The sequence below is a fragment of the Pseudohongiella sp. genome, assembly GCF_011050365.1.
Classification (GTDB): domain Bacteria; phylum Pseudomonadota; class Gammaproteobacteria; order Pseudomonadales; family Pseudohongiellaceae; genus Pseudohongiella.
In genome coordinates, this window is the sequence record NZ_DRFV01000016.1 from 44163 (window position 1) to 62308 (window position 18146).

At 57.4% G+C, this 18146-nt stretch carries 12 protein-coding genes; 5 read left to right on the forward strand and 7 right to left on the reverse strand.

Translation table 11 applies throughout. The features are described from left to right. Positions 1–124: 124 nt before the first annotated feature. From ENH71_RS13240 to trpE, 4 genes are all read left to right on the forward strand, one after another. Positions 125–1231 (forward strand): aminoglycoside phosphotransferase family protein, encoded by a 1107-nt coding sequence (locus tag ENH71_RS13240; protein ID WP_294135505.1) that lies wholly within the window; start codon positions 125–127, stop codon positions 1229–1231. Then, on the forward strand, positions 1228–1899 hold the full coding sequence (gene murU, locus ENH71_RS13245; protein WP_294135507.1) for an N-acetylmuramate alpha-1-phosphate uridylyltransferase MurU: 672 nt from the start codon (positions 1228–1230) through the stop codon (positions 1897–1899). Before ENH71_RS13240 ends, murU begins: the two co-directional genes overlap by 4 nt. Before the next feature lie 153 nt (positions 1900–2052). After that, complete coding sequence (rpe, locus tag ENH71_RS13250; RefSeq protein WP_294135510.1) at positions 2053–2724, forward strand: ribulose-phosphate 3-epimerase; 672 nt, start codon at positions 2053–2055, stop codon at positions 2722–2724. A gap of 24 nt (positions 2725–2748) precedes the next feature. Next, a complete protein-coding gene (gene trpE / locus ENH71_RS13255) occupies positions 2749–4236 on the forward strand; it encodes an anthranilate synthase component I (protein ID WP_294135514.1) in 1488 nt (495 codons plus the stop codon). 245 nt (positions 4237–4481) lie between these two features. Here the strand turns inward: trpE and ENH71_RS13260 are convergent, their stop codons facing one another. Then, a complete protein-coding gene (locus ENH71_RS13260; protein ID WP_294135512.1) occupies positions 4482–5648 on the reverse strand; it encodes an acyl-CoA dehydrogenase family protein in 1167 nt (388 codons plus the stop codon). A gap of 95 nt (positions 5649–5743) precedes the next feature. Here ENH71_RS13260 and ENH71_RS13265 point away from each other — a divergent pair, with 95 nt between their 5' ends. Further along, positions 5744–6613 (forward strand): DMT family transporter, encoded by an 870-nt coding sequence (locus ENH71_RS13265; protein WP_294137896.1) that lies wholly within the window; start codon positions 5744–5746, stop codon positions 6611–6613. 161 nt (positions 6614–6774) lie between these two features. On the opposite strand, the gene ENH71_RS13270 is transcribed toward ENH71_RS13265, so the two are convergent. From ENH71_RS13270 to ENH71_RS13295, 6 genes are read right to left on the reverse strand one after another with little or no spacing between them, the layout of a single operon-like run. After that, on the reverse strand, positions 6775–7365 hold the full coding sequence (locus ENH71_RS13270) for a hypothetical protein (protein ID WP_294134035.1): 591 nt from the start codon (positions 7363–7365) through the stop codon (positions 6775–6777). Continuing rightward, the gene (locus tag ENH71_RS13275) at positions 7362–10367 is read right to left on the reverse strand and encodes a LamG-like jellyroll fold domain-containing protein (RefSeq protein WP_294134040.1); all 3006 of its coding nucleotides are present in this window, start codon (positions 10365–10367) and stop codon (positions 7362–7364) included. Before ENH71_RS13275 ends, ENH71_RS13270 begins: the two co-directional genes overlap by 4 nt. Before the next feature lies 1 nt (position 10368). Then, a complete protein-coding gene (locus tag ENH71_RS13280; RefSeq protein ID WP_294134043.1) occupies positions 10369–11226 on the reverse strand; it encodes a hypothetical protein in 858 nt (285 codons plus the stop codon). Then, complete coding sequence (locus ENH71_RS13285; RefSeq protein WP_294134045.1) at positions 11217–12674, reverse strand: hypothetical protein; 1458 nt, start codon at positions 12672–12674, stop codon at positions 11217–11219. The genes ENH71_RS13280 and ENH71_RS13285 overlap by 10 nt, the downstream gene beginning before the upstream one ends. Next, entirely contained in the window at positions 12671–17863 is a 5193-nt protein-coding gene (locus tag ENH71_RS13290) for a tape measure protein (RefSeq protein WP_294134047.1), read from the reverse strand. The genes ENH71_RS13285 and ENH71_RS13290 overlap by 4 nt, the downstream gene beginning before the upstream one ends. Then, positions 17860–18141 (reverse strand): DUF1799 domain-containing protein, encoded by a 282-nt coding sequence (locus ENH71_RS13295; RefSeq protein WP_294134049.1) that lies wholly within the window; start codon positions 18139–18141, stop codon positions 17860–17862. The genes ENH71_RS13290 and ENH71_RS13295 overlap by 4 nt, the downstream gene beginning before the upstream one ends. Positions 18142–18146: the final 5 nt, after the last annotated feature.

The following is an 18146-nucleotide window of genomic DNA, read 5'->3' on the forward strand; positions in this document are numbered from 1 at the left end:
CGTAAACAGCGCCCGCATGATAATTCATTGAAGTTTTTATATAAAGCCAAACCCGGTAAACGCGGGCGGCGACCGGGCAGAACACATGACAAGTCCGGGCGGGCAGCACATATGAGCAGCACACATGAATAGCGCAGAAGCACGACAGCAGCAGTTACAGGATTGGGCGCAGGGCGCCATACGGCGACAGTTTGGCGTTGATCCGGGTGTGGTGAAGGCAGAGGCCCTGGGAGGAGATGCCAGCTTTCGTCGGTATTTTCGTTTCCGCCCCGGGTTGGCGCATCAGTCGGCAGCGCTGCCGGCGAGCCTGATGTTGGTCGATGCGCCGCCGGCTCAGGAGAACAATCCCGCCTTTGTGCGCGCCGCTGATGAGTTCGCAGCGGCCGGTTTGCGGACTCCTGACATCCATGCCCATGACCTGGACCAGGGATTTATGGTGCTGGAAGATTTCGGCGACCAGCTCATGCTGCCCTGCCTGCAACAGGCGCAGACTGCCAATGACAGTGACCGCGTCAATGTTTTGTATCATCACGCCATGGCGTCGCTGTTGTCGTTGCAGGCGCATCCGGCGCCGTCGGCGCTGCCCCCATATGATCAGGCGCTGCTGCGCCGCGAACTGAGCCTGTTTGACGAATGGTTCTGCGAACGCATGCTGGGTATGCATCTCGGCGCCGATGAACGCGTCTTGCTGGCGACAACCTGGCAATTGCTGGAAGCTTCTGCGCTGGCGCAGCCGCAGGCTCGCGTGCATCGTGACTATCATTCACGCAACCTGATGCTGCTGCCGGGCGATGACGGCAGGCTGGACGAAAACCAGGCGCCGGGCGTGATTGATTTTCAGGACGCGGTGATTGGCCCGGTGACTTACGATCTGGTGTCGTTGCTGAGAGACTGTTACATCGTCTGGCCGCAATCGGATGTCGAACGCTGGGCTCTTGCCTATCATGAGCAGGCGCAGGCGCGGGGAATTGTACCGGCGACCCACTCGAGATCAGATTTCATGCGCGATTTTGATCTGATGGGGCTGCAGCGACACATCAAGGTATTGGGCATTTTTTGCCGCCTGGCATTGCGCGACAACAAGCAGCGTTATTTGCTCGATCTGCCCGTGGTGATGGCGTATGTAAGTAATGTGGCGGCCCGGCACCCGTCCATGGAGCCGTTTCTGACCTGGTTCCGGGCAGGTCCGATGCCCAAGATGCAGGCCAGACTGACGGAGCTGTCGTCATGAAGGCGATGATTCTGGCAGCAGGCCTTGGCAAACGCATGTTGCCGCTGACCGAAACACTGCCCAAGCCTCTGTTGCGCGCCGGTGGGCGAAGTCTGATCGAATGGCAGATACGACGCCTGCGGCAAGCGGGTGTGACTGATATCGTGATCAATCATCATCATCTGGGCGAGCAGATTGAAGCAGCGCTGAGCGATGGCAGCGAACTTGGCGTCCACATCCGGTATTCGCCGGAGCCGGACCGGCTGGAGACCGCCGGTGGCATTATCCGGGCGTTGCCCATGCTGGGTGATGACAGTTTTATTATCGTTAACGGCGATGTCTGGACCGATTTTGATTTTGCCACCCTGAGGCCGCTAAATCCGGAGCAGGCGCTGGCGCATCTGGTCATGGTGCCCAATACGGCGCATCACCCCGAAGGTGATTACTGCCTGAATGATGCCGGCCGGGTGCGGGACAGCGGCGCGCCGAGACTGACTTACAGCGGCATCAGCGTGCTGCATCGGACCCTGTTTGACGGTTACCCGGCGCAGTATCAGCCGTTGGCTCCGCTTTTGGTGAATGCCATGCGGGCCAACCGGGTCAGCGGTGAGCGCCACGACGGCGACTGGCAAGACATAGGCACTCCGGAAAAGTTGCTGGCGCTGGATGCGCAATTGCAGCCGGGCTGAACCGCTGCCGGGCCGAATCAAGGACAGGAGAGAAGGCAAGAAAGCCACGCAATTTGTGTTAATAGACGTTAAAATGCGGCATTTGCGACGGCTACAGTCGTGGCAGTGATGTCAGCGCCACGTGAACAGCCAATTAATTTCAGGACCTTGACCATGAAAGACTTTCTTATCGCACCGTCCATTCTGTCAGCCGATTTTGCCCGTCTGGGTGAAGAAGTGGACGCAGTGCTGGCTGCCGGCGCCGATGTGGTGCACTTCGATGTCATGGATAACCATTATGTGCCGAACCTGACAATCGGCCCGATGGTGTGCAAGGCGCTGCGCACATACGGTGTCACCGCGCCGATTGATGTTCACCTGATGGTCAGTCCGGTTGATCAGATGATTCAGGATTTTGCCAAAGCAGGCGCCACGTATATCAGTTTTCACCCGGAGGCGTCATTGCACATCGATCGCTCCCTGCAACTGATTCGTGACGCCGGCTGCAAGTCCGGTCTGGTTTTGAACCCCGGCACCCGTCTGGATTGTCTGGAGTATGTCCTGGACAAGGTCGACCTGATCCTGGTGATGTCGGTCAATCCCGGCTTTGGCGGGCAGAAGTTTATCCCTTCGGCCCTGAAAAAATTACAACAGGCCCGACGTCTGATTGATGACAGCGGACTCGATATCCGGCTGGAAGTCGATGGCGGCGTCACGGTGGATAATATCGGTGAGATAGCCAAAGCGGGCGCAGACATGTTTGTTGCCGGCTCGGCGATATTCAACAGTGACAGCTACGAGAAGACAATTTCAAAAATGCGTCAGCAGTTGCAGACTGTTGCCTGAGCGCAGGGGAAAAGCATGACTCGCATGAGCGCCGAACAATTCCAGCAACTCGCCGCTGACGGCTATAACCTGATTCCGGTGGTGCGTGAAGTGCTGGCCGATTTTGAAACACCGCTCAGTACCTACACCAAGCTTGCCGATGGTGTGCACACCTATCTGTTTGAGTCCGTTCAGGGCGGTGAAAAATGGGGCCGTTACTCCATCATCGGGCTGCCGTGCAGCACGGTTCTGCGCGTTGTCGGTAATCAGATCAGTGTGGAAAAAAATGGTGATGTGATTGAAAGCCATGAATCGGATGACCCTTTTGTGTTTGTGGAAGCATTCAATGCGCGTTACAGGGTTGCCGAGATTGATGGCGTGCCTCGTTTCAGTGGCGGTCTGGTAGGTTATTTCTCCTATGACTCGGTGCGTTATGTTGAGCCGTCTCTGGGGGCGGCGCCGGGCAGCGATGAAATCAACACGCCGGATATACTGCTGATGGTGTCTGAAGAAGTGGTGGTGTTTGACAATTTGCGCGGCACCATCGCCATCGTTTGCAATACCGATCCGTCCATGCCGGATGCCTGGGCAAACGCACAGGCGCGACTGGACAGCATCGAAGCAACGCTGGCAAAACCTCTGGCATTGCCGCCGGCGGATCTGCCGGGGACGTCGGCAAGCCAGAGTCAGGAGCAGGATTTCAGGTCCAGTTTTGACCAGGCGCCGTTTGAAAAGTCAGTCAACAGGATAAAGGATTACATTCTGGCCGGCGACGTCATGCAGGTGGTGCTGGCGCAGCGTATGTCCGTGCCTTTCAGGGGCGAGCCGATTCATGCCTACCGTGCACTGCGTTACCTCAATCCATCTCCCTATATGGTGTTCTTCAATATGGGAGATCACCATATCGTCAGTGCGTCGCCGGAGATACTGGCGCGTGTTGAAGACGGGCTGATCACGGTAAGGCCGTTGGCCGGTACCCGCAAGCGCGGACACACAGAAGAGGAAGACCTGGCACTGGAGCAGGAGCTGCTGGCCGATGCCAAGGAAATTGCCGAGCACCTGATGCTGATCGATCTGAGCCGCAACGATTCCGGCCGGGTGTCAAAAACCGGTTCGGTGACGGTGCCGAAAAAGATGTTTGTTGAGCGTTATTCGCATGTCATGCACATTGCGTCAATCGTGGAAAGCGAGATGCGTGAAGACAAAACCGCGCTGGATGTGCTGAAAGCGACGTTGCCGGTGGGTACGTTGAGTGGTGCGCCGAAGGTGCGGGCGATGGAGATCATTGATGAGCTGGAGCCGGTGAAGCGTGGCGTGTACGGCGGTGCCATGGGGTACATTGGCTGGGGCGGCAACATGGATATGGCGATTGCGATTCGCACGGCAGTGATCAAGAACTCGACCCTGTATGTGCAGGCGGGCGCGGGTGTAGTGGCTGATTCGGTGCCGCAGCTGGAGTGGGAGGAGACACTGAACAAGGCGCGGGCGATTTTCCGCGCGGTTGAGTTGGCGGAGCGCGGACTGAGACTTTAATGTGTGCCGCTGGAGCTGAGGCCGGCGGGGTGAGCGTGCAGCTCTCCGAGGAGCCACTGCAGAGCCGCCGGGGCGGGGGTGCAGCTTGAGGAGCGTATGCGACCCTTGGACGGTCGCATCCGAGCCCCCATGGATGGGTTCACGGACGTCTCCTCAAGAAGCACCCCCGTGCCGGTGGCGTGACAACTAGTACCTTCCCGAAAGCAGCCACCCTCACCCCGGCGGCATTCCACTGACTGTTTCAATCAGTAAGAACGAGGTTGATCGAGGACTTTTTCGGCGATGAAGTTCTTGATCATCTCCTGGCTCACCGGCGCGATGCGCGGAATCAGCACTTCGCGGAACAATCTCTCGACATCATATTCTTTCGCGTAACCCATGCCCCCATGCGTCAGCACGGCGCGCTCACAGGCGCGGAAGGCGGCTTCGGCGGCCAGGTACTTGGCCGCGTTGGCTTCAATGCCGCAGGCCTGGCCGGCGTCGTACAGGCTGGCCGCCTTGCAGGTCATCAGCCAGGCCGCTTCCAGTTCCATCCAGCACTCGGCAAGGGGGTGCGCGATGGCCTGGTTTTTTCCGATCGGACGATCAAAAACAATGCGTTCACGGGCATAGTTTGCCGCTTTCTCAAGTGCGATCTGACCGATACCAACGGCTTCTGCAGCGACGAGTATGCGCTCAGGGTTGAGCCCGTGCAGCAGGCAGCGCCAGCCGTCGCCTTCCTCGCCGATGCGGTTTGTCACCGGCACCTCCAGGTTGTCGATGAACAGGGCGTTGGAGTCGACAGCCGCGCGGCCCATCTTGGGGATGCGGCGAACTTCGATGCGGTTGCGATCCAGCGGCGTGTAGAACAGAGTCAGGCCATCTGTCGGTTTTTTGCATTCGGCCAGAGGCGTGGTGCGGGTAATCAGCAAAATGTGAGTGGCGGTCTGGGCGGTGGTGGTCCACATTTTGCGACCGTTAATGATGTAGTGATCACCGCTGCGTTTGGCGCGGGTTTCCAGCGCGGTGGTGTTAAGGCCGGCATCCGGCTCGGTAACACCGAAGCAGGTGCGTTCGGTGCCGGCAATCAACGGTGGCAGGAAGCGCTGCTTCTGCTCATCGCTGCCGAATACGACGATCGGATGCGGCCCAAACAGGTTCATGTGGATGGCCGAGGCGCCGCTCATGCCTGCGCCGGAACGGGTGATGCGATGCGCCATCAGTGCGGCTTCGGTGATACCCAGACCGGCACCGCCGTACGCTTCCGGCATGGCAATGCCCAGCCAGCCGGCTTTGGTGATGGCGCTGACGAATTCTTCGGGGAAACGTGCATCGGCATCGCAGTCGCGCCAGTATTTGGCGTCGAAGCGGGCGCAAAGTTGGGAGACGGCCTCGGCGATCTCACGTTGATTGTCAGTCAGGTTAAAATTCACTGTGCTGTTTCTCCCGCTTGTTTTTAGTATGATTCTTTCCCGTATATAACCCTTGCCCCATCATAGTATGAATTCAACAGCAATTGGACGATTTAATGCCAGCAGGAAGTATTACAAAAGCCATCGTTTTACTGGTCATTGGTAACGCGCTGGCAGTGGGGTCCGATGTCTTCGTCAAAGTGATGGGTGAAGACGTACCCATTTTCCAGTTCATTTTTTTGCGCAGTCTGTTGTCCTTGCTGGTGCTGTTGCCGCTGTACCGTCGCTTCGACCTGGTCACCCCCTTCGATGGACTGTATGTGCACGCTTTCCGTTCTCTGGCTGGCATGGCGGGCATCTTCTGTATGGTGGTGGCGTTGACCTCATTGCCGCTGGCGACCGCGAACGCAGTGTTTTATGTCGCGCCGATACTGGTGATGTTGCTGGCGGTGGTGATCTTCCGGGAGAAACTGACGGTGTTGAGTGTATTTGCCGTGTTCAGTGGTTTTGCCGGTATCGTGGTCATTCTGCGACCGGTGGAATTTAACTGGGGGGCACTGGCGGCACTGGGTGGAGCGCTGGCGCTGGCTATCAACGCGGTCATGGTGCGCATGTTACCCACGCAGCAGTCGACCCTGCACCGGTTGTTCCTGAGTTACCTGCTGGTGCTGCCGGTGGCCGCGGTTCTTTTCATTTGGGAGGGGCTGGCGCTGGAGCCGCGGGTTGTTGTGGGTGCGGTCGGGTCGGGCGTGCTTATTCTGGGCTATAGCATCACGGTGTTGTTGGCGTACCGGGATGTGGATGCGAATCAGGTGACCAGTGCGGAGTATACGGGGCTGATCTGGGCGGTGGCGATTGGCTGGGTGTGGTTTGCCGAGGTACCGGATCTTTGGTTTGTGGTGGGCAGTCTGATGATTGTGGTGCCGCTGGTGTGGCTGGGGCTGGATCAGCGGCGGCGTGCGTTGCGCTACCGGTTGCCGGAGTAATGTCTGTGTAGCAGCACTCCACTTGTAAGGTCGCCGGGGTGTGTGTGGCCCTTCCGGCGCCACTGCTGATGCCGCTCGCGATAACTTCCTCGATAAAACACGATAACCTGGATATCTGGCCAGTTACATCAGGTGAAACAATATTAACACAGAGGTAACTTTTAAAGAGCTCGTTCTGCCGCCAGAGTCAAAACTTCACCACTGGCATCATCAATCACCGCCTGGGCATCAGCCAAATCAGCCAGCGCCTGCGTCAGTGCCGGGTTAGTGATTGTTACGGGGTCACCACTTTCATCCACCGATTCAATGGTAGTGGCTAGCGGTTCAACCGCTGTCACTGGCGGCACATACGTCTGAGTGACCTCGCCTGTCTCCGGATCAGTTTCTTCCGGTACCTCAGCAACCGCATCACGCCCGTCGATCATCAATTCCAGCTCTGCTTTTCGGCGTACTGCGTGCTCGTAGGCAATCGTGGTAATCAGGAGCTCGTTCTTCACCTCGTCAGCCAATCGCCTTTGGTAGCAGGTCTGCTTATCGCTGATGAAGTCAGACAGCAGCACATCGTTCTGCGCATACTGCGGGAATGTTTCTGGGTCCAGACTCGGCTTGATCTGCATAAAGTCACGCAGGTTGTCCTGCACTTCCTTGCGCCACTTCTTCTGCAATTCCCGGTCCCAGCGCCGCTGGAGTTCCTGTGGTGTAAACGTCACTGAACCCATCAAATCTACATGACTATCAGCAAAAGTAATCATTCCCAACCCTCCGTCTCGAATACCACTTCGACCGTGTTACCGTCAGCCGGATCAACTGCTATCTCCGTCCAGTAGCCGAATCCATCGTATTTGAGCACCCAATCTTTCGATGCCCCTAGATGCAAGAACTCTCGCTCGTCATATACAGCAATTGGCGTCGCGCCCCGGGCTGCTGCCATCTCCGCGGGGTTCGCGGGGTCGGGGAATTGGTTCCGCTCACCCGTAGCGTCACCGGTGTATTGAATAGAGAACCGTTTGACAGTCCTCCTCAGCTCACCCTCACGCAGATTCCGCGCCGGCACAGACACCTTCAGCCCGGTACTGCCACCCACCACAATCTCACCGCGCTCACCAACGCCGACGGTTGCGATAGTACCAACCGTTGACGCCTGACTGCTGATACGTGCTGTGTTGGTGGATCGGTAGACAGTCGAGCTGGTTGCGCTCAGTGTCTGACCTGATCGGGTGATAAAGTCTGCTGCTACTGCTGCGGCAGGTTGAGTGGCATTGCCGTTGTCGATCATGGCTTTCATTGTGCGGCACCAGTGCTTTGCCTGATCCTCTGACCATGCGGTGCCGGTTTGAGGTGTGAAAGCCGCTATTGATCCGGCGCACGGTAATGTGTTATTGATTCTCACCCCAACCTTAATAGCAGATTCGGCGAACGCGGCCGGTGTGTATGAGCCTGTGCCGACTACCTGACCATCAACCATGAGCGAAACGCTTCCGGTCGCAGTATGAATAAGTACGGCGAAGTGCCATTTATCGTCCGCATATGAACCAGCCGAGGTCACAGCTGAGCTGGCGCCGGTGTAAAATGAAATAACTCCGGAGCTGGCAACATACAAGTAACGCTCTTCCTGCGACACATTAAAATCACCCGCACCTATCAACGCAGTATCAGACCCCGCCGCCACCTTGAATACCACAGGCCAAGTAAACGCCACGCCACTTACATTCAGCGCAGCATTTGAACTGCTCAGATAGTTTGTGGCACTGAAACCACTGTACGCAGCAATAGCACCGGGCAGGGAGTTGATGGCTGTGCGGGCGAGGGAGCCAACTACGGCAAAGTTGTTGGAGTTGCCGGAGCGGTCTGCTGTGACTTCTTTCAGTGACACGCTTGAGCTGGCAAACGAGTCTCCCGCTTCAGTGCTGTTCGCATAGAAGTAGATATATACTGTTGTGGTTAGAGCAATGAACGAAACTTCAAACAACTGGTCTGTGACTGATAACGTTTGTGTTGCGCTTTCACCCATACCAACGACACTTGTTGAAACGACAGCCACATAGCCAACTCGCGCTATTCCCAAAGGCTGTCGGTAGTTAGCACTTAACTTATACGTCTTACCAACTGTCAAGCCTGTGAATGGCCCGCCTGTGTTAGACCTAATAACGCATCCTGCTGTTGCCCCCGCAATTCGTTCCCACACAAGCTCGCCGCCCGTTACAGCTATGTTTTGAGCGTTACCCACAGATAGCCAATTACTTGCTGTGTCTGTACTGAAGTCAGGATTTGCAGCAAGCTCAGTATCAGCAATCGCCCCCGTAGTCGTATCACACATCACAGCAGCAGTACCCGCGCCGTCGATATAGGGGCCGGTGTTGAAGTTGCTGCCGATTTTTTGGATCAGGGATTTGGTGGGTTCGTTGGGGTTGGGGCGTAGGAGGTCTATGCCGGTGGAATATGTGATGGCCAGTTCATCCCCCGTTGTAAACACCCTCATAGTGTCATCATTGGCTGAAAAGCCGGGAGTGGTGACTATGCTATAGCCAGTACCATTGAAGCCGCCCACTAACTCGTCAACGGGACCAAAATCATACAGAGTGCGATTAGATACGAAGCGGAATCCGTATAATCGGTTTTCAAGGAAGCCGACAAACGTAAAATTATTGACGAGACCGCCGCTAAGAATCGTACCATCAGGCTTAATAACAAATGCCCCGCTACCTGACGCCCCTGCAACATACCCTATCGGCTCACCACTGACAGGATCAATAGGGGCATCATCGGCGATGCAGGTGGCTAGGGCGTTGACGTTGCTACTGGGTAAAACTTCTGTTGTAGAAATGGTCTTGTAGCTTGACGCCTGATTTCCAAACACTAATGGTGACGCCCATTTCCACTTTGCAGTGGCGTTTAATGCTGTTGCTGTGCCATTAGCGAAATCAAGGAAAAACGCACCGGTGGCGACGCTATCATTTGGGCCTGCCGCCCGCAACTTACTGAACATTAACGTACTGCCATGCATGGCAATAGAGTTAATGGGGTAGGCGCCGCCGCCAGTAATGAATGTGTCACCCCAATTGTTGTTGATGCTGCTCGGTGTATCGAACTCTCCCCACAATGGGCTCCCAGCAACCGTAGCATCATGGATTAACAATCGCTGTCCTGCCCCAGTACCGATGGCAGCAATCACAACTTCAGCCGGAAAATCCACCTGCCCCGCTGCATAAATCCGGGTCGATGCCGGCGTGCCAGTAGCAGTAATCTTCTCCCAGAACTTTGTCGCGATATTATAGAAATACTCACCCACCAGCCCGCCTGCTGATACCGCTGCTGCTACGGTCGAATACTGGCCCTTGGCTGGCGTGTTCTGGCCTACCAGCACTGAAGGCTTTGTCGGGTCGTACCATGACAGCCCGCGTCCACGGGTGCGCCATGAACCGATATTGCTGACGTAGATGGCCTTTTGCACTGAGGCGTAGTTGAACTGCGCTTCGATGGCAGCTATGGCGTCGTTGCTGACGATCTGAGCGGCTTCTTGGGCCTTGGCTGCTGCCGAGGCTGCGAATGTACTAGCCAATTCAAGATTAGTAGCAGTCAGATCCATGATGTTCTGCGAGGTCTGCTCGACCGAGAACTCCACCTCAGCCACATAAGTAGCCAACGTGGTGAAATTGGCACTCAGCTGCTGCCACTTTTCAATATAGCCGGTGCCGTCATCGTAAGGGTTGTCGTCTTTGTCAAACTCAATAGCGGTAAAAGTGGGCACTGGCATATCAGTTCTCCTGGAAATTGATGCTGATGGTGAATCGCCGGGCGTTCACGTTTCGCAGGGCAGAACGTGATTTCACGATGCACATCATTGAATGATCGCGCTCAAGCTTGCCGCCGCGCTCGGGAAACAGGCTGACGAAGATCTCGTTGTACATGGAGGTATTGCGGACAAAGTCCGCCCAGGTGCTGCGCTCTGAGTCGAGCACCCTGGGCAATTGGATGTTGATCAGACGTCTAATCACGCCCGGATCCGATCGGCCGCTGCCGCCCGCTGTGAGCTCGTGGGTGCTGGTGTCCAGGTAGTCCAGTTCGTAGCCGAACTGAAAATTGCGCTGTGGCGATATCGCCTGGCCAAACACCAGTCGATTGAAATCAATGTAGCCATCGGGATTGCCCTCGCTGATCACCACGATCTCGCCGGACTGGGCGGCCACAGAGCCAAACCAGGTGACGCTGTACACCCGATCCCAGTCGTCAAACGCGGTGGCGGTAAAGTTGTCGATGCCCCAGTTCACCTCACCGGCCGTCTTGGGTACGAGCGCTTCAAGGAACTCCGTTTCAAAAAGGGATCCCGTTTTCTCAGGTCCGGACCACAGCCGCACTTTCCACTTATCACCCACCCGTAGGTTGTGGCCATCAAGCACTACGGCCGAGATGCGCTTACGTGCCGGCAGCTCAAAGCCGATGGTGACGCCGTCTTCATCGATGGCCGTGCTGCGAAACGACAGGGTGCGATTGCTGTTCTGGACATTCTCGATCGGCATGGTCGCGATGTTGTCGAGCTCAGGCGTGGCAGTCAGCGTGGCCACGCGCGCCAGATTCTCTGTGATCACCCGTATCTGTGAATTTGCTATCGCCACAACGTCAACCTCGCTCGTCCATCGGTGAAAACGCTGTCTGTGTCATAGACAACGCAGTTGATGCCGGCATCGAAACCGTAGCGATCGGCAATCAGTTTGACCGTGCTACCCAGGGCATACTGGTAAAGCACCGCATACACCTGCAGGTCGAACTTGTAGCGCTCAACCGCGTGCAGGGCCATGAGTTGAGCCAGGCGCTCTGCAGCGTCGGCCTCAAGCGTCAGTGTGGTGCCGATCAGCTCGGGCTCAGTGGCCAGCGGATGAACGCCGGTGACCGCGTTGGCATCCTCGACAATCGAATACTCGCGGCCTAGGGTGGCGCGCTCAGTGGCGGTGACCAGCGTGTCCAGGGACTCCTGCACGGTCCAGTTGCGCCGATACCCAAGACGGCCGCGCTTCCAAGGCAGCTCAGTGGCGCTGGCCACCAGCGTATCCATGCGGTAGTCATCCGGGCTTATGGTGATGCCGGCACTCTCGGTCGGATCTGCCAATAACACGACGGTGATCGCGCCAGCTTCGGTGCGCGAGAGCTTGGCGCCGATCGACTCCAGGATCATATCGATCGCCTGGCGCGCCGTAGTCGAGCCATTGATATACAGGTTGTGCTGCCAGGTGATTTCAGTGTCCAGCGCGGTAAACGCTGAGGCATCGTAAAACTCTGCCGGCAGATCGGTGCGCTCGGTGATGATGTGATCGATGATCTCGCCAGCTTTGAGCAGCGGGGCCCCGCTGATCTTCGCGCCAGTGCAGTCCACCGTGATGTTGCCCACCGGTGCGCCGGCCAGCGTGATCGTGCCGGCCGCCAGATCCGCTGTATGCGACACAGGACCCTTGCCGTTGTCTTTCACCAGGTCAACGCTATCGATCGCGATATCGCTCACCTGGTAGACGTGGGTGGCACCATCAAGCAGCACCGGTGAGACGTTAAAACACTCGCCATAGCAGATTGGCAGGTAGTCGCCGGCATTGGGCCCAGAGGCCACGGTCGAGCCTTGCACCGGCTGGTCAAGGAAGTCTTCTGGCTCGCGCATCTTGAACAGCAGCTCATCGATGCCCCGGCCGTACCGGGTTTTGATCACGCCAATAAACACCAGGCGAAAATCTGCATACTCCCAGGAGGGATCACCGTAGAGCAGGCGCACCTTGCGGCCGTCCCACTTGTACTGGGTCAACCAGTGGTCACGCTCGCCAGCGGTGTTGTCGATGATCAGCTCACCGCGCGCCGGCCGGCCGGAACCGAGCGTACGCCTGGCGCTGGGCACTCCTTTCAGATAGTCGGGGTACGGGCGATGCTCAACCCCGTCAGACCAGTTTGTGTTGTAACCTCGATCACTGATATACGCCGTGCCCACACTTTCGGTGACCGTGTCGTAATAGTCCATTTCGGCCAGCAGCACCTTGGGCGCTTGCGATCGTAACCAGGCCAGATACTGAGCATCGCTTATCATGCTGCGCGCTCCTCCATTTCCCTGGTCAACCGATCCACGCTCTCGGAGATCTCCCGAGCGGCCCCTGCAAACGCCTGACGCTGCTCTGAAGACACATCGCGGTTCTGGTCAACCAGTTCAGCCAGTAGCGCTGTCTGTGCCTCCACGGCCTTCACGAATCGCTGCACGTCCGCTGAGCTGCCAGCACCTGTGACCCGGTCAACGATCGCATCACGCAGCTTGCTCGCACGCGGGCGGTCAAAGATGATTTCCTCTTTATGGATCGCAGCAAACTGATCACTGTCGACCCGGTCGGTACCGACCGCAAATGAGGCATAACCGTACTTGGCCGCCAGCGCGAGGATCTCCGCCTGGCTGTAGCCGCTGGCCTGAGCCAGTTGTCCGGATCCAACACCGTTGGCGATCGCCGCATTGTAAATCGCACCTACCGCCTCGGCTTCGGTCGCGGCCGACCCATTCAGAGCCGCTACGGTTGCTGCGATCTCTGCATTACTCAGACTTGTGTTAACCACGCTTTGGTAGTCAGACACGCTGCCCAGACCGTTCTGGCCCAGGTATTGGTTAGCGGCGTTGGTGGCCACCGGGTTCTTCGCAATCTGATCGGCAATCAGTTGGACCGCTGTGCCTTGAGCCAGCATTGCCTGGATCATCGCGCCCATCGCATCAGCCAGCGACTGAATGTTATCGCCCAGCATGTTCGGGTGTTCAGACAGCGCGGTCACCGCTTCAATCGCGGCCGCAATACCACCATCACTCAGGTCGCTGAGTTTTGGCATCAGGCCCAGCGCGTTGACGATGTCCTGGGAGAGCAGGCCGAAGTTCGCGCCCTGCTGCAGGATGGCCAGCATGCCGTCGCCGATCAGGCCCTGCAGTTCAAGCGCGATCTCGGCCGGCAGGTTGGCAAACAGCACTTTCAGATTCACCAGTTCACCGACGATCTGCTCGCCCATCAACTGCTCAATCCGGATCATCTCAGCCTGCAGCTCGCGAAGCTCAGCCACATAGGTGGCCGCAAACTCGCCGGCCGCAAATTCACCTGGTGATTGCGCCTGGCCCAGCAGCGCGCTGATCTCCTGCAGCTTGGCCAAGTTGGCATTGAATGCGGCCACACCACTTTCAGAGCTGGCCAGGGCAGTCTGATTCAACCGGGCAAAGGCGTCGAAGTAGCCTGTGGCTTCCTGAGCAGCGCCGAGATCTCCGGAGATGGCACGCTGATACACATCATCAAACTGCTGCTGCGCCAGTGTCAGACGGTCTGCCACCGACAGGGGGGACAGGTCACCGGTCATCAGCTGATTGATGTAATCATCAATGCGCTTGGCGGTATCGAGCTGCTGCTGGTAGTGGTTCATCTTCTCTTCGTGCAACTGCTGCTCAAGTTTCAGCTGCTCGTTGTAGTTGGCCAGGATCTCCTGGCGCAGCGCATCCACGCTTTCCAGCTGCTCATCCAGGGGACCGGTGCGAAGGCGCGATCGCAAATCCACTGCGCCGTTGCCGGTGAGTTTGAATATGTCATTGTGGATATCGCCGGCAACACGCGCGGCCTGGGTGCGCAGGAACCGGTACTCATCCACCAGATCACTGGCCGCTTCGATCTGCTCGGCCATGGCCTGGGCTCGCACGTCGGCCAGCTCTTTCTCCTGCTCTATCAGCAGCGCCAGTGCGTTGCCGGCCTGTACCAACTCCAGCACGTTGACCGCATCCAGGCTCTGCTTGACTGAGTCAAAATATTCGCGGAATTGAGCGACGCTGGTGAAGTCATCCAGGCTCAGGTTCAGCGCGTCAAACTGCTCTGTGACGGCGCTACGCAAACGCGTAGTGACGTTGGTCAGCACATCAGACTGATCGGCGATCGACTGGCTGAATGCGCCTGTGGTGGCGGCAAGGTTCTCGATGCCACCAGCGGCCTCGGCCAGCTGCTGGGCAAACTCGAAAGTGACATCACCCAGGATATCCAACTGACCCGACTGCACCAGTGAGTCCAGCGCCAGCACTTCCTGGAACTGCGCGAGGATCTCGTCAGCAGATCCGGTGGCCGCTCGCAGCGCCTGGGTCACGCCATCGCTCAGACCCTCAATGTGGTTGATCAGCTGCTTGCTGAAGCTGCCAAACAGCGCGTCCAGGGCTTCCTCAGAATCGGCATCCTCACCAGCGCGCATGCCAAAGAAACTGCCCTGGCTGTAGCCGTAATCAGCCGAGGTGCCAGAGAGCGTCGCCCGGCTCATGTCAATCGAGCCACCGGCCGCACGCGTCAGCTGCGTGATGAACGCATCAATCTCAGCCGCCTTGGCTGTGATCGCATCGGTCGCTTCCTGGTCACCGCGCCGGTTGATCTTGTTCACCTGCAGGCCGCTGGCAAAGGTCTCAGTGCCAGTGTAGTAGCTACCGCGTACCGAGTCGCGATTGGTGTCAAAACCCACGCTCATGCGCTTGTAACCATCACCGCCGAACATCGCATCCAGGGCGCCACCGGCCATTGCGCCCAGGAAGGTGCCCACACCTGGGATCACCGAGCCGAGCACCGCACCGGCCATGGCGCCGTAGTTGCTCTGCGCTTGTTTACCAAACACAGCCTCACCAACGGCCGTGCCGATCGCGCTGCCCGCGATGCCGGCGAAGAGGTTTGCACTCAGGTTCTTCAGGCCAAAGTTGAATGACTTGGCGCCCTCGCTGATCAGCTGGCCACCTTCGTAAACCGCTGCTGAGTTCTGCACGAGTGAGGCGTTCAGCACGCTGGAGACGCCACCGCCGACCAGCGCTGCCAGCTGGCCATAGTTGACTGAACCACCACTGGCAGGATCGCCTGGGGCTGCGCCTGGCGCGGCCGGGGTAAAGACACTACGCAGCGAGTTGGCCATGTCCATGCTGGCCACACTGGCCATCGTGCGGCGCATGATCGCCACAATCGACTCACCCAGGGTCTCCAGGTTGAACTTGCCTTTTTCAAGGATCTGGTCGAAGTAGTCGGTCCAGCTTCGCTGCAGATCCTCCAGCATGTTCTCGGTTGCCCGCTGATAGTCCTGCTGCCGCTGCGCGGTAGCATCAATGGTCACCTGTTCGTCCTGCATCTCGATGATCAGCGCGCGGATGGCATCGCCCTGCAGGGCAATCTGCTCAGCCGACAAACCCCGGATCCGGTTTGCATACTCCTGCTCAACCGCTGACAGGCGCATCACCCGCAGCTCTTCCTCCATCTGATCAACCAGCAGCGCGCCAGGGTTTAACGCCTCATACTGCTCCTGGGCAAGCGCGGCCACCGCGATGTGATAGTTCTCCAGGGAAAGCAGGTCCTGATCACGCGCCTGGCTCAGCAGCAGCAATTGAGTTTCATACTCGACAACTGCGTTCTGCATGGGCGCGTACTGGTCGATCAGTTTGTTCATCTCCTGCAGGGTTTTCTCGCGCGCCTTGGCCGCATCTTCCTCGGCTTTGGTCACACCGGTCAGCTCGCGCACTTCCTCGCGGTAGGCTTCGTTCAACGCGGTGATCGCACGCTCTTTGCGGCTGGCCTCTTCAGTGCTGGAGGCTTCGATGGCGCTCAGCGCAGCCAGGTTGGATGTGTACTCGGCGGTCAGTGCCTCCAGCGGCAGGTACTTGTCCAGGAGGTCCTGTTGGATTTTGGACAGAGCCGTGGCCGCAGCCGTTTCTGCATCCAAATCATTGGCAATCGCTCCGGGCCGAGCCTGTGCCAATGCATTAAGATTCCGTGCGCCGGCGTCCAGCTGCTGATTTAGAGAATCCATCTCGTCGGTGTATTGCTGCAGAGCTTGGTAGTCAGCATCTGATGGTGACATGCCCCAGGCCATTAAAGGATTCGACTTCGCTTCGGGCTCAACTAAACCTTCTTTGAGTTTTGACAGTTCAGCCATTTCAGCCTGGGCTGCTGAGATTTGTTGATCAATTTGCGCTACGGTTAGCGCCTCATACGAAGCGGCAAGATCGTCGATTTCGCCTCTCAATGCTGCAGCGTCAGCGGCAGCGGTCTGCCCATTTCTGCTAAATGCATACAGCGCTGTTGCCGCTAGAACAACCACACCCAAAGGTCCGCCCAGAAACGCCATCGCGCCTCGCAGGCCAATCATTGCCAGGGTAGTTGCCCGCGCCAACGTCATTGTCGCGAGGAACCGCAGTTCCAGCATTGTCAGAGCGCCGCTGGCTGTGTAGCTGGCCGCAGTTGTTGCGTACAGCCATGCGGCCAGCTTCACGCCTGCCAACGCCGTCAACATGAAAACCAAGTCACCGGTCAGCTCAATGAGCGATGGAATCAGCGGTGTGATCGTTTTAAGGGTTGCCTCATAGAGGCGCATCGAATTACCGATAGCGGAATCAATTGGCACTTCCAGGGCTGCCACGAGATTGGTGTGGGCAGTGGCAATCCGATTTGAAATCGATGAGATGTTTTCGTAAGTGCGGGCAGCAGCCCCCTCGTATTCTTCCAGTGCACCGATCAAAGTGTTCTTGAAAAAAGCAGAGGTGACCTTCCCATCGAGAACCATATTTCGGAAGCCACCACCGACCAGCCCGGCCGCAGCATCCATGTGATTCAGCAGCCCAGGCATAGGCTCCATGACCTGCATTAATTCTGCGGCGTGCACGATCGGCTGGCTGATCGCCTGGGACAAGCCGTAATACACTAAGCCCAGTTGCTCGTTATTGACCTTGAGAGCAGCGCTGGCGTCAGAAAGACCTTCAAGCAGCTGGCGGCTCTCTGACATCGTGACCAGGTTAGCGCCTTCCAGGGCCATCAGCCGCGCGTAGCTCTCTGACAATGTGTTCAGGTTGCGGCTATAGTCCTCCGCCACATCAATCAGATATTCCTGCGTTTCTGCATATGCACTTGACGATCCGGACATGCCCTGGATCATGGTGCGCACATCCTGGAAGGCGGCTAACTCTTGCTTTAAAAAACCACCGATCTTCAAAACGCCGTAGCCAGCCAGAACTGACTTCAGGCTTATGAACTGTTCCCTAAGAGATTTGGTTTCGGTGTTGAGCTTCCGGGTGCTATCTGCAGCACCCTTGGCTTCGTTGGAATGTTTCTTGATGCCGTCGGCACCCTTGGCGCCGGCAGCACCGGATTGTTGCAGCTCATCATTGAGCTTGGCGATATCAGCAGCCGCAATCTTGACTTCACCGGTGAGGCCGGATCGATCTGCTTTTAGCTTTATGGTGGCTGTGTATTCGCTCATTTTCCATCACGCTGATTAAGGGTGTGCACGGTGTGGTGGGCCAGAATCTTGAACCGCTGCCAGGTCTGCGGAGTCACTTCAATGCCGCTTCGATCGATGTCAACGTCCACGGCAGCAAAATTAAACCCGAACACATGTCCGTTTTCAGAGATCGTGAACTGGCCATACACGCTCAGGTAAAGCTGAATGGCATCCCAGTTCTCGGGCATCACTTCGAAGGGTTCGGGCTCAACCTCCTGGTCCAGCAGCTGCTCCAGTTCATCCTCGCTGGCCCCCATCTCCC

Excerpts from the sequence above, each read along its gene's own strand:
- ENH71_RS13265 (WP_294137896.1), top strand. The coding sequence starts at position 5,744 with ATGCCAGCAGGAAGTATTACAAAAGCCATCGTTTTACTGGTCATTGGT.
- ENH71_RS13285 (WP_294134045.1), bottom strand. The coding sequence starts at position 12,674 with ATGATAAGCGATGCTCAGTATCTGGCCTGGTTACGATCGCAAGCGCCC.
- trpE (WP_294135514.1), top strand. The coding sequence starts at position 2,749 with ATGAGCGCCGAACAATTCCAGCAACTCGCCGCTGACGGCTATAACCTG.
- murU (WP_294135507.1), top strand. The coding sequence starts at position 1,228 with ATGAAGGCGATGATTCTGGCAGCAGGCCTTGGCAAACGCATGTTGCCG.
- ENH71_RS13275 (WP_294134040.1), bottom strand. The coding sequence starts at position 10,367 with ATGCCAGTGCCCACTTTTACCGCTATTGAGTTTGACAAAGACGACAAC.
- ENH71_RS13290 (WP_294134047.1), bottom strand. The coding sequence starts at position 17,863 with ATGAGCGAATACACAGCCACCATAAAGCTAAAAGCAGATCGATCCGGC.
- ENH71_RS13295 (WP_294134049.1), bottom strand. The coding sequence starts at position 18,141 with ATGGGGGCCAGCGAGGATGAACTGGAGCAGCTGCTGGACCAGGAGGTT.
- rpe (WP_294135510.1), top strand. The coding sequence starts at position 2,053 with ATGAAAGACTTTCTTATCGCACCGTCCATTCTGTCAGCCGATTTTGCC.
- ENH71_RS13270 (WP_294134035.1), bottom strand. The coding sequence starts at position 7,365 with ATGATTACTTTTGCTGATAGTCATGTAGATTTGATGGGTTCAGTGACG.
- ENH71_RS13240 (WP_294135505.1), top strand. The coding sequence starts at position 125 with ATGAATAGCGCAGAAGCACGACAGCAGCAGTTACAGGATTGGGCGCAG.